Raw genomic sequence first — 12168 nt, forward strand, 5'->3', positions numbered from 1 at the left:
AGCACCGCGTACCCCTCGGGCGGTGCTCCCCACCGCCGCGTCACCCGCGGTCGGCCACGAGGTACCCCGGCCGCCGGCGCCCGCAACGGCGTCGGCGGCCGGGGTACCACCATGTCCACCGCCGGGCCACCCCCGTGCACGCCGCCGCGCCACGCCCCGTTCGCGACGCACCCCCGCGTCACGCCCTCGCTCGCGACGCACCCCCGCGTCACGCCCCCGTTCCTGCCGTCCACCGCATCACGCCCCCGTTCGCGCCGTCCCCGCGTCACGCCCAGCTCCACGCCCCCGCGTCACGCCGGCGCGGAGCCGGCGCCCGGGGCGGTGCGGACGCTCGGGCCGGACACGCGACGGTCCCGCGGACGCCGTGGCGCCCGCGGGACCGCTGCGCGGGGATCAGTCGACCTTGTGCACCGTCATCGGCAGCCCGCCGCGCACCCGCAGCGACAGCATCGGCTCGGGCACCACCGGACGGCCCGGCACCCCCGCCAGGCGCACGTCGCGCAGCAGCATGGCCAGGACGAGGGTGGCCTCCATCATGCCCAGGTTGTTGCCCACGCAGAACCGTGGGCCGGCGCCGAACGGGATGTACGCGTACCGGGGGCGCTCCGTGCTGCGCGACGGGTCGAAGCGGTCCGGGTCGAACCGGTCCGGCTCGTCCCAGAACCGGGGATGCCGGTGCAGGGTGTACGGAGAGATGAGGATGTCCGCCCCCGCCGGCACGTGGTACCCGCCGATCTCGTCGTCCTGCTGGGCCTTGCGGGGCAGGAGCCAGACCGGCGGATAGAGCCGGATGGCCTCCTCCACCACCATCGCCGTGAACCGCAGTTGGTGCAGGTCCTCGTACCCGGGCAGCCGGTCGCCCAGCACCGTCACGGCCTCCTCGCGGACCCGCTGCCGGATCTCCGGATGCCGGTCGAGCAGGTGCAGGCTCCAGCCCAGCGTGCTGGCGGTCGTCTCGTGCCCGGCCAGCAGCAGCGTGACCAGCTCGTCGCGCAGCCGCTGCCGGGCCACCCGCGGGTCCTTCTCCAGCCGGGTCGAGATGATCAGGCGGGAGAGCACGTCGTCGCGACCGTCCACGTCCCGGCCCCGGCCGGCGACGAGTTCGTCGACGACCTGCTGGAGGTGGCGGCGGGCGCGCCGGAAACGCAACTGCCGGGGCAGCGGGATCCACGGTGGCACCGCGCTGAGCGTCTCCAGCTCGAACATCGCCTGGTCCTGCACGGCCGCGAACGATCCGCCGACGCCGTGGAAGCCGCTCAGCTCGGCGTCGAGCAGGGTCCGCCCGAGCACCCCGAGGGTCAGCGTGGTCATCTCCTCCAGCACGTCCACCGGAGGGCCGCCGGCCCGCGCCACCAGCCGCTCGACCAGCAGCGCGGCCTCCTCGCCGATCACCCCCGCGTACTGGGCGAGCCGTCCCTTCTGGAACGCCGGCTGGATCACCTTGCGCTGCTTGCGCCACAGCTCACCCTCGCTGGTGAGCAGGCCGTCGCCGAGCGCCCGGCGGGCGTGCACCAGGCCGATGCCCTTCTGGAAGTTGGCGCTGTTGTCGGACAGGACGTGCTTGGCGTGGTCGGGGTGGTTGAAGAAGTAGAGCTGCTTGGGGCCGACCGGCAGCCGGGCGGCGTCGCCGTACCGCTCCGCGGCCAGGGTCATCATCCGCAGCCGGTCCCGGCCCATCAGGACCAGCATCTGCAGGCCGGCGGAGCGGGGCGGGCCCGGCGGCGTGCGCCGGGCCGCTCCCTCGATCGTCGTCATGCCGCCTCACTCCGCTCGCGCTCGACCTGACGGAACCGTCCGGAGAGGAAGAGCAGGGCCTCCCCGTCCGACCGGCGCTCCAGGGAGAGCAGCCGGCCGAGGAAGATGGTGTGGTCACCGCCGTCGTAGGAACGCCACACCTCGCACTCGAAGTGGGCGAGGGCGCCGCTGATCAGCGGCGCCCCCGTCGTCGCGCCGGGCCGCCAGTCCACCTGGTCGAACTGCTCGCCGCCGAGCGGTCGCCGCCCGTCGGCGAAGTACCGGGCCACCTTCTCCTGGTCGTCGGTCAGCACCGAGACCCCGAACTCCCGGGTCTCGGAGAGACAGGCGTGCATCACCGCGTTCCGGTCGACGCACACCAGCACCAACGGCGGGTCGAGCGACACCGAGGTGAACGAGTTGGCGGTCATCCCGTGCGGGGTGGCACCGCCGACGGTCACCACCGTGACGCCGGTCGCGAACGCGCCGTACGCCCGCCGCAGTGCCGTCACGTCGGGCGTCCCGACGGTGAGTGTTCGCTGTACGTCCACGACGTCTCCTCCTCGCGCCGTCAGGTGCGCCGCGCCGAGGTGTACGGCGCGAGCGCCGTCACCAGTGCCTCCGGCACCCTCGCCGGCGCGGTGCGGGTGTTCGGGCCGCGCATGCAGGCGATGCGCTGCCGGCCCCGGGCCACCAGCGTCTCGCCGCCGTCCCGGTCGAGCTTGACGTAGTCGAAGCTGAACTCCAGCTGGGTCTGCGCCAGCTCCACCAGGCGCATCCGGATGGACAGCTCGTCGAACGCGGTGATCTCGGCGAAGAACTCGCAGTCGACCCGGAGGGTGAACAGCTTCAGGTCGTCGCGTACGTCCGCCAGCACGTCCGGCGCCCGTTCCTTCAGGAACATCTCCCGGCAGCGCCCCTGCCAGCGCAGATAGTTGACGTAGTACACGTTGCCGACGAGGTTGGTCTCCTCGAAGCCCACCGTGTGCAGGTACTCGAAGTACTTGTCCATCGCCTAGGCCCGTCCTTCCGTGAGGATCGCGAACGCCATCGGGTGGGGCAGGTCCCGCACGGTCGTGACGAGCGTGGCGATCCGCAGGTCGCCGGAGGCGAAGACCAGCCAGCCGGCCCGCTCCGAGGGCACCGCGGCCAGCGGCGCCCGGTGCGAGAGCCCCGCCTTGCGCAGGCACTCGATCGCCGCCCACACCCGCGTGGCCGCCGCGTCCAGGGACTCCCCGCCGTCGGTGGCGCAGAGCCGGGCGAGGTCGACGTGCGCGCCGAGCAGGCCCTGCCAGACCGACTCCTCCCGGGCGCGTACCGCCTCGACGTCGCAGGCCAGCGGCCCGGTTCCCACCACGCAGAGCGTCAGGTCCTCGGCGTGCGCGGCGGAGAGGGACCGCCCGTCGGCCAGCTCGGGGCGGCCGTCCGGCCGGTACGCGACCTCGACCGGCCCGCCCGCGGCCCGGCCGGCGGCCACCGCGGTCCGGGCCCGCCGCCGACGGGTCTCGTCCGGCGTGCCCTGCCCGGACGGCTCGCCGCGCCCGCCCTGCTCCGTCGGGGTCGGCTCCACCGCGACGGCGACGTCGCCGCCGACCAGGTCGCCGACCGCCCGCTCCAGGTACGAGCCGAGCAGCGGCGCCACCCACGGGCCACGGCCGTCCTTCTTGCGTACCGCCCGCAGCCGCAGGCCCTCCCACCGCTCCACGACCGCACCGTCGGCGGAGCGCAGCGCGATGTCGTAGACGTAGGTGTCGCCGTCGCGGCTGCGCTCCTCGGCGCAGTAGCGCAGCTCCTCCGCCCCGGTCAGGCGGGCCCCCGCCGGGTGCAGCCGCTCGATCCCGGCCGGCAGCAGCGTCGCGTCGGGAACGCAGACCTGGTTGCCGTGCATGAGGGCGTCCCGCACGCCGGGGTCGCCGAGGAGCAGGGCGTCCGGCAGGTAGTCGGCGAACCAGCGCGTCTGCGGAGCCGTGACGACGTCGGCGTCGACGTGCCGGGCGGCCGACCGGTGGTAGCGGCGCAGCCGCTGGAACCGTCCACCCTGGAACAGGATGTCGCCGTACAGGTCGGTGGCGGGCTCCAGCGGCACCGCCGGCAGCCCGGCGGGCACCTGCTCGGGCGGGCCCGCCGGCGGTCGCGTGCCGGTGAAGTGCAGCCGCGCCCGGAAGTGCGCCGCGCTGAACTCCGTCTCCGCGCTGTAGATGACCGCGTCCACGACGTCGTCGTCGACCACGAGGGTGGCGATCCGGATGGTGGTGCTGCCCTCCGGCGGCACCACGATGGGCCGCAGGAACTCGGCCCGCTCGACCACCGGCGTGTCGGTCCGTCCGGTCACCGCGGCGGCGACCTGGGCCATCGCCTCCATGCCGAACACCGCCGGGAACAGCAGGTTGCCGTCCAGCCGATGGTGGTCCAGGTAGAGGTCGGTGACCGGCTTGAGCTCGGCCTCGGCGACCAGCTCGACGCCGTGGTAGCGCACGAGCGGGCGGTCCACGAACCGCAGCAGCGGCAGCTCCGGACGGTCCATCCGGACCGTGTCGATGCCCTCCGTACGCCCGCTGACCACCACCACCGACGGTGCCTGCGGGTCGGCGAGCAGGCGCCGGAGCATCTGCACGCCCTGGTCGGGGGTGACCGGGGTGATGCCGTCGCGGGTCAGCGCCTCGACCACGGACAGCCGCTCACCCATGCCGACGCCGGACCAGACCGACCACTCCAGGCAGAGGCTGCGGCAGTTCGGGTGGCGCCGGCCGAAGTCGACGGTCAGCTCGGCCAGCCAGTCGTTGGCCGTGGCGTAGTGGGCCTCGCCGCGCAGGCCCGCCCGGCCGATGATGCTGCCGAACGTCACCAGCAGGCGCAGCCGGTCGGCGTCGACCGCGTCGAGCACGGCGCGCAGGCCGTCGACCTTCGGCGCGAACGTGCGGCGGAACGCGTCCATGGTGAGTCCGGTCAACGCCGCCGGCTCGTTGCGGCCCGCGCCGTGCAGCACTGCCGTGACCGGTCCCAGCTCGGCGACGAGCCCGTCGACGGCCTGGCGCACCTGCTCCGGGTCGGAGACGTCGGCCCGGGCGTAGCGCACCCGTACGCCGGCGTCCGCCATGCGCTTGAGGTTCGCGGCCAGCTCGTCGTCCTGGGCGGGATCGGAGCGGCCCAGCACGGCGAGGCCGGCGCCGCTGTCGACGGCCATCGCCAGGGCGCACTCCGCGGTGATGCCCTTGCCGCCGCCGGTGACCAGCAGCAGGTCCTCGGCGCCCAGCGGCTGCCGCGTCTCGGCGGGCCGCACCGGCAGCCCGCGCAGGGTCGGCACCCGGCGCCGCCCGGCGGCGTCGTAGCGGACCTCGGCGAACCCGTCGGTGGCGGCGACCTCCGCCGTCACCCGGGCCACGGCCTCCGGCACCGGCGGGGTGTGCACGATGGTGGTGCGCAGCTGCGGCGCCTCCAGCCGTAGCGTCTTGGCCAGCCCGGCCGCGCCCGGTCCCTGCTGGACGAGGACGAAGCGGGTGCCGGGGGCGGCGGCGGTCGCCGCCTGCGCGCCGCGCAGGGCCAGTTCGAGATCGGCCTCCGCGCACGGCTCCGGCAGGCACACCAGCACGCCCGCGCCGAGGCCGGCGGTCTGCAGGGCCGCGCGCAGCGGCTCGGCGAGCGGGTGGCCGGCGGGGGCGAACAGCTGCCAGGCTCCGTCGGCCTCGGCCCGTGCGGCGACCGGGGCCGGCGCCTCGTCGAGGTCCACCGACCAGGCCCGGCACCAGTCGGCGACGCCGTGCACGATGCTCGGGCCGGCCGCGTCGGTGTCCCGGCCGGTCCGGGCGAGCTGCTCCAGGGCCTCGGCGAGCTGCCCGACGGTGGCCGTCGCGAAGTTGGTGGGGGTCTGCGCGGCCGGCACGCCGAGCTGCTGGGCGGCCTGGTTGACCAGCTGGCCGACGGTGATCGAGCTGAGGTGGAGGTCGTCGAGGAGCTGGCTGCCGTCGTGCACCATCTCCAGCGGCAGCTCGGCCCGCTCGGCGGCCAGCCGGCGCAGCAGTTGCAGGCTCGACTCGCCGGCAGGCTGCTCCGGTGCCGGCGGGGCCTCGTCCACCCGGGACGGACCGGCCGTCCGGACGCCGGCGCCCTGGGGCAGGCTCACCACCGGGGCGGACTCGCAGGGGCTGGCGAAGAAGCGGAAGTTCTGGCCCACCTCGAGCGGCCGGACCAGCCGGTCGTGGAAGAGGGTGCCCTCCACGCCGCCGGCGCCGACGACGTACGCGGCCGCCGCGACCCGCAGCAGGCCCGCCAGCGACTCGTCGTCGGTGTTGAGCGCCACCGCCGGCAGGTCGGTGCTGGCCGCCGCGAGGCCGGAGAGCACCTGCCCCGGACCCACCTCGACGAAGAGGTCGACCTCCTTGGCGGCGAGGGCCACGGCCTGGCTGAACAGCACCGGGTCGGTGATCTGGCGGTGCAGGAGGGCGGAGACGTCGGTGTCGTGGGCGAGCGGTTCGCCGGTGACGGTGGAGACGACCCGCCGGGTGACGGATCCGAACCGCTCCCCCGCCAGCGCGTCGAGGAAGGCGTCGGCGGCCGGCTCGACCAGCGGGGAGTGGAACGCGTGCGACACGGACAGCCGCGTGGTCCGCAGGCCGGCGGAACGGGCCCGCTCGCAGGCGTCCTCCACCGCGGCCTCCGAGCCGGCGATCACGGTCTGCTCCGGCCCGTTGTACGCGGCGATCACCACGGACAGGCCGGCGATCAGCCCGGCCACCCGCTCGGGCGGGGCGCCGATGTTGGCCATCGTGCCGGAGGCGCTGTGCTCCCCCATCGTCCGGCCACGCACGCCGGCGACCCGCAGCAGGGCCTCCTCGTCGAGCACGCCGGCCCAGTGCAGGGCGGCGATCTCGCCGAGGCTGTGCCCGACGGCGACCGTCGCGTCGAGGTTGAGCAGCGACAGCGCCCGCAGGCCGGCGAGCGAGCCGGTGACGATCCGCGGCTGGGCCACCGCGGTGGCGACCATGTCGCCGCTGCTCGGCAGCGCCGCCCGCTGGTACACCTCCTCCACGTCGGCGAAGCGGCGGCGCAGCGCGCCACCCGAGGTGCCCTTGCCGGACCCCTGCCCGGGGAAGAGGAAGCCGATGCGGCCCGGGCCGCTCACGTGGCCCAGGAAGCAGCGGCCGTCGGAGGAGAAGAGGCGTACCTCGCCGGCGTCGAGGGCGTCGCAGATCCGGCGCAGCTGCCGCTCGCCGTCCTCCGGCGAGGAGACCACCACGCCCGCCCGGTACGGCAGGTCACGCAACTCCCGGTGCAGGGTGGCGGCGAGGTCGCCCAGCTGGGCGTACGACACCGTGGGCACGAACTCGACGAGACGCTGCAACCGCTCGCGCAGCTCCTGGGGGCTGCCCCCGTCGACGAGCAGGAGCTCCACGTCCTGCATCGAGGCGGCGAGGTTGCGGAAGCGGCTGTCCAGCCGGGACGACCGACGCGGCTGCCCGTTCTCCAGCACGATGTGGGTGTTGATGCCGCCGAAGCCCATCGCCGTGATGCCGGCGCGCACCGGCACGTCGCGCGGCCACGCCTCGGCCTTGCGCAGGGCCCGCAGCGCGGACTGCTCGGCGGTGAGGATCTCGTGCGGGTCGACGCAGCCGATGGTGGGCGGCAGCACCTCGTGGTGGACGGCCATCGCGGCCTTGATCAGACCGGCGATGCCGGCCGCCGCCTTGGTGTGCCCGATCATTCCCTTGATCGAGCTGATCGCGGCCTGGGCGGCGTTCTCGTCGGCGGTGCGCCGGGCCAGGGACAGGGCCTGGAGCTCGGTGGCGTCACCCACCTGCGTGCCGGTGCCGTGCCCCTCGAAGAGCCCGACGGTCTCGATGCCGAACCCGGCCCGGTCGTACGCCCGGCGCAGGGCGAGCTGGTAGCCGGCGACCTCGGGCCGGGTGATGCCGCCCTTGCCGTCGGAGGAGATGCCCCAGCCGGCGATGGTGGCGTAGATGCGGTGCCCCGCCTGGCGGGCCTCGGCCTCGCGCATCAGGACCACCATGCCGCAGCCCTCGCCGGGCCAGAAGCCGTTCGAGCCGCGGTCGTAGACCCGCATCTCGCCGCGCGCCAACGCGCCGGTCTTGGCGAAGCCGATGATCTCGAAGGGGTCGATGGAGAGGTCGACCCCGCCGGCGACCGCCACGTCGACCTCGCCGTCGGAGAGGGTCTTGCACGCGGTGGCGACGGAGAGCAGCGACGAGGAGCAGGCGCCGTCGACGGTGTAGCCGCCGCCCTTGAAGTCGAAGTGGTTGCAGATGCGCCCGGCGATGGTGTTCGACAGCCCACCGGCGAGGGTGTCCTCGTCGACCTCCGGGAACGGGCCCTTGAAGGTCGCCTCGAAGTCGTCGAGGAACGTGGTGAGCTGGTCGTCGTCCCAGTCCTGCTCCTTGAGCGCGGCGGCGACCATGCGGCGCACGTAGGGCCAGCGCAGCCGCAGCTGGTTGGCCCGGGAGAACTCGCCGGTCAGCGTGTTGCCGACCACCACGCCGGTGCGCTCGCGGGGCAGTCCCTCCGCCATCGGGAACCCGGCGTCGGCCAACGCCATGGCCGCCATGTCGAGGGCGAGCCAGTGGGTGAGGTCGGTCGAGCGGTAGGTGCTCCCGGCGATCTTGTAGGCGATGCGGTCGAACTCGTAGCCCTCGATGACCGCCGCGTTGCGGGCGTAGAAGCGGTCGGGCGTGGCCGGGTCCGGATCCCAGTAGTCGTCCAGACTCATCCGCACGTCGGGCAGCCGGCGGAAGGCCCGCCGCCCGGCGAGGGCGTTCTCCCACAGTTCACGGGGCGACGTGGCGTCCGGGTAGCGGCACGCCATCCCCACGACAGCGATCCTTGTCACGAGGTCTCTCCTTCGTTGCGTGCGGTGGTGGACCGCCGGGGCGCGGGACGGGGCGCGGGGTGGGGCGCCACGGTCAGCACCGCCCCTCGAACTCGGCGGCGATGGCCTGGCGCCACCGCTCGTAGGCGGGCGTGCCGCCGTCCTGCCCGCGGGGCAGGGTCACGTCGGTCACCTTCGACGCCTCGGCGGTGGACATGCCGCAGAACACCTGCGTGGCCACCTCGTTGTGCGGAACGACCAGGCCGGCGCGTACCCGGGCCCCGGCCGCGAAGGCGCTGCCCTGGGCGAGGTCCACCCGGTAGTCGCCGGCGCGGTCGCGGAACCGGTGCAGGTCCGCCTCGGTGGCTCCCCCGGCGTAGGTCGCGGCGAGGCCCGCCCCGGCGTACAGGTCGGCCCGCCGGTGCGCGGGGAACGCGGCGAAGATCTCCGTCACCCGGTCCACGTCGGTGCCGCCGACGAACCAGGTGGCCCGCCCGATGCCCTGGTCGATGACCCGGTCGGCGTACTCGCGCGGGCCCTCGGCCGGCCACGGGAACCGCGGGTGGCGGTACTGCCCGTACACGTACCGGTCGGTGTGGAAGTACGCCTGGTGGAAGCCGTAGCCGTCGAGCACCAGCCACCGCAGCAGCGGGTCCGGGGCGTACAGCTGGCCCCAGCGGATCCGGGGCACCCGGGCCATCGCCCAGCCCACGCCGACGTACGCCATGTAGACGTGCGCGTCGCCCCGGCCGGCGAGCAGACCCGCCACGTGCCGGGGACGGCCCGGCCGCAGCGCGTCCCGGACGGCGAAGCCCATCGCGGCGCCCTCGTACGCGAACCCACGAAAACGCGTCGGCACCGTTTCCAGGCGGCGTTCGGCCGCCTCGGTCGTCGGCGCCTCTGCGGCGTATCCGTAACCGGCGAGGAATGAGGCGCCGACGGTTTCGAGCAGCGCCTTCGATTCCTCGTTCTTCACGTGGAATCCGCGCACGTCCATTTTCGTCTCGGAGATATTTGGCGTCAGGATTCTGCGCCGCAGATCACGCAGGCTCTGCATCGCACGTTCCCCCAAAGGGTCGGTGTTTCCGTTTACCGGGGATGGACATCCAATTCGATGATGGCAAGCGCGGGAAGGATTGATTTCTTCAACCTTGCGCACTCGTCGCAACTATCCGGAACGTTCACGTGCACCGCCGACACGCGACGGCACGGCGACCGTCCGGGGGACGACGCGGGCGGTTCTCAGCGACCGTGGTTGACGCCGGCCGGCTCGAAGTGCGCGCGGACGTTGCGCCGCCACACCTCGTACGCGGGCACCGGCCCGGCCGGCTCCGCGCGGACCGCCACGTCGTCGGCGAGCGCCGCGGCGGCGGCCACGGACCGGCCGCCGAGCGCGTGCATCGCCGCCTCGCTGTGCGCCGGCACGTGCCCGGCGTGGCTGCGGGCCTTGGCGGCGAAGACCGCGCCCTGGGCCAGGTCCGGCGCGCACGGGCCGGCGTCGGCGCGCAGCGCGGTGAGCGCCTCGGCGTCGGCGCCGCCGGCGAAGGTGGCGGCGAGCCCCACCCCGCTCCACAGGTCGCCGTGCCGGTCGGCGGCGAAGGCCCGCACGGCCCCGGCCACGTCGGCGGTGCGGGCGCCGTGGATGAACCACAGCGCCCGGCCGAGGCCCTGGTCCGTGGCCCGGAGGAAGTAGTCCCCGTGGCCCTGCCACGGGTACGCCGCCAGCCGCCCCTGCCGGGTCACCCACCGGTCGAGGTCGAAGTAGGCGCGGTCGAACCCGTAGCCGTCCACGGCCAGCCAGGTCATCGTCGGGTGGTACGGGGAACCGGTGAGGTCCGGCACGACGTGGCGCCAGAGGGGTCGCGGCAGGCGTGCCATCGCGAACCCGATGCCGATGTAGGCGAGGAAGAGGTGCGGCGCGCCGGGGCCCCGCAGCAGGTCCCGGGTGCGGGTGCCGCGCCGGGGCCCCATCACGTCGAGGATGGTGCAGGCCATCGTGGCGCCCTCGTAGGCGAAGCCGAGCAGTTCCCGGTCGACCAGCGCGAGCCGGCGCTCCAGCTCCCACGGGTCGCGGGTGTCGATGCCCCACTCGAATCCGCACACGACCGACTGCGGAACCGCCTCCAGCCGGCGGGTGACCTCCGTGGCGGGGCCGGGGAAACCCCGACGCGCGAAGGTCACCTCCGCGAGCGTCGGCGCCATCAGCAGTCGACGCATGGAGCCCAGTACCGTCGGCATGGCAGATCCCCCTGTCGTTACGACGACGCCGGCCCCGGCCGGCGGGTGACTTCATCGTCACCTCGCGTCGGCCGGGGCCGCGTCTTCTGCTGTGCGCTCCATCCGCCGCCACGGGCGGGGCCGCCCGGCGGACGGGTCACGGGCCGGTGACGGGCCCCCTTCCCCGCTGCGGACGCAGGAACATCAGCAGCAGGGCCACCGCGACGAGGCCCAGGTCGAGCAGGAGGAGCACGCCGTTGATGCCGTCGATCCGGGCGTGGTCGTGGCCGGCGTTCGCGGCCTCGTCCCCGATCGGTGCGGCGACGGGCCCGGCCGGGACGGCGCCGGGGGTCACCGTGAAGCCGGCCAGGCCGGCGACCTGCCGACCGTCGGGCAACAGGGCCCGGTAGGCCACGCGGTAGGCGCCCGGCCCGGCGTCGCGTACCCGCACGGCCAGGCGGCCGTCGCGGACGGCCGCCTTCCCGATCGAGACGACCGCCCCGGTCGGTCCGGTGACGGCGAGGTGCACGTTCTCGGCCGACTCGGCGCCGCCGAGCGTGAGCGTCATCTCGGCGGGCGCGACGCCGACGACCGACCCGTCGCCCGGGTTCAGCATGAACCTCCGGCTCTCGGCCGGAGTGCCGAAGGCCAGCAGCGCCACGATCGACAGCACGATGCCGACCGCGACGGCGATGGCCGCCCGCTGCACCGCCCCGACGGACGTGGGCGGTGCCGGCGGACGGGTGCCGTCCACGGTGGTCATGACGGCTGGGCCGCGACCTCGGGCTGCCGGCAGCTGCACGACATCAGCTCCGCCTCCGCCGGCGAGGGCCGCAGGTGCAGGTACATCGCGATCACCATCGGCACGAAGACGACCGTGTTGTAGAACAGGTGCAGCTCGACGCGGGGGATCACGACCTGGAGCAGGCTGGTGGGCACGGGGCTGTCGAACAGGTGCCGGCCGGTCTGCGCCTGCAACAGCAGCAGCAGGTGCTCGATGTGGTGCCAGAACTGGATCGCCAGGGCGGCGGTCCACCAGCTCCGGCTGCGCCCGACGAAGCCGGGACGCAGCATCCACAGCCCGACGAGCATCACGATGGCGTAGCCGTAGTGCAGCCACTCCGAGCTGACCAGCCACGGGAACGGCATGCCGAGCACCCCGCGGGCCTCGGGCCGCGACCAGCCCAGGCCCCAGATCTGGTACGCCTGCACCAGGTGCTCGGCCCAGTGCGCCAGCACGATCACGAGAAAGGCGTTCAGGGCCGCCCGGTGGTGCGCGCCGTTGAGTGTCGCCCAACGCCCGGACGCTCCGGGCAGGGTCGCCTGGTAGCTGGTCACGTTTCCTCCTTGGAAGGGTCACGGGCGCGAGAGACACCACGCCCATCACCCAGCGTGTCGGC

8 protein-coding genes are annotated in these 12168 nt (G+C 74.3%); all 8 read right to left on the minus strand.

Features of this window, described 5'->3' with window-relative positions; translation table 11 throughout:
- Window positions 1–393 precede the first annotated feature (393 nt).
- Window positions 394–1755: a cytochrome P450 gene (locus ACN27A_RS06830; protein ID WP_421450467.1), complete on the minus strand. Its 1362-nt coding sequence runs from the start codon at window positions 1753–1755 to the stop codon at window positions 394–396.
- The gene (locus ACN27A_RS06835) at window positions 1752–2285 is read right to left on the minus strand and encodes a flavin reductase family protein (RefSeq protein WP_151453270.1); all 534 of its coding nucleotides are present in this window, start codon (window positions 2283–2285) and stop codon (window positions 1752–1754) included. Before ACN27A_RS06835 ends, ACN27A_RS06830 begins: the two co-directional genes overlap by 4 nt.
- Before the next feature lie 20 nt (window positions 2286–2305).
- Window positions 2306–2746 carry an acyl-CoA thioesterase gene (locus ACN27A_RS06840; RefSeq protein WP_132238187.1) on the minus strand — a complete coding sequence of 147 codons (441 nt, stop codon included), beginning with the start codon at window positions 2744–2746 and terminating at the stop codon, window positions 2306–2308.
- 3 nt (window positions 2747–2749) lie between these two features.
- Window positions 2750–8572, minus strand: a complete 5823-nt coding sequence (locus tag ACN27A_RS06845) for a type I polyketide synthase (RefSeq protein ID WP_421450469.1) — start codon at window positions 8570–8572, stop codon at window positions 2750–2752.
- A 73-nt stretch (window positions 8573–8645) separates the two neighbouring features.
- A complete protein-coding gene (locus tag ACN27A_RS06850) occupies window positions 8646–9608 on the minus strand; it encodes a DUF1702 family protein (RefSeq protein ID WP_421450471.1) in 963 nt (320 codons plus the stop codon).
- 185 nt (window positions 9609–9793) lie between these two features.
- Window positions 9794–10789 carry a DUF1702 family protein gene (locus tag ACN27A_RS06855; protein WP_421450473.1) on the minus strand — a complete coding sequence of 332 codons (996 nt, stop codon included), beginning with the start codon at window positions 10787–10789 and terminating at the stop codon, window positions 9794–9796.
- A 136-nt stretch (window positions 10790–10925) separates the two neighbouring features.
- Window positions 10926–11531: a copper resistance CopC family protein gene (locus ACN27A_RS06860; protein WP_421450475.1), complete on the minus strand. Its 606-nt coding sequence runs from the start codon at window positions 11529–11531 to the stop codon at window positions 10926–10928.
- Window positions 11528–12106 carry a hypothetical protein gene (locus ACN27A_RS06865; protein ID WP_225852009.1) on the minus strand — a complete coding sequence of 193 codons (579 nt, stop codon included), beginning with the start codon at window positions 12104–12106 and terminating at the stop codon, window positions 11528–11530. The genes ACN27A_RS06860 and ACN27A_RS06865 overlap by 4 nt, the downstream gene beginning before the upstream one ends.
- Between the last annotated feature and the right edge of the window lie 62 nt (window positions 12107–12168).

The sequence above is a fragment of the Micromonospora sp. WMMD737 genome (assembly GCF_049179055.1).
GTDB lineage: Bacteria > Actinomycetota > Actinomycetes > Mycobacteriales > Micromonosporaceae > Micromonospora > Micromonospora reichwaldensis.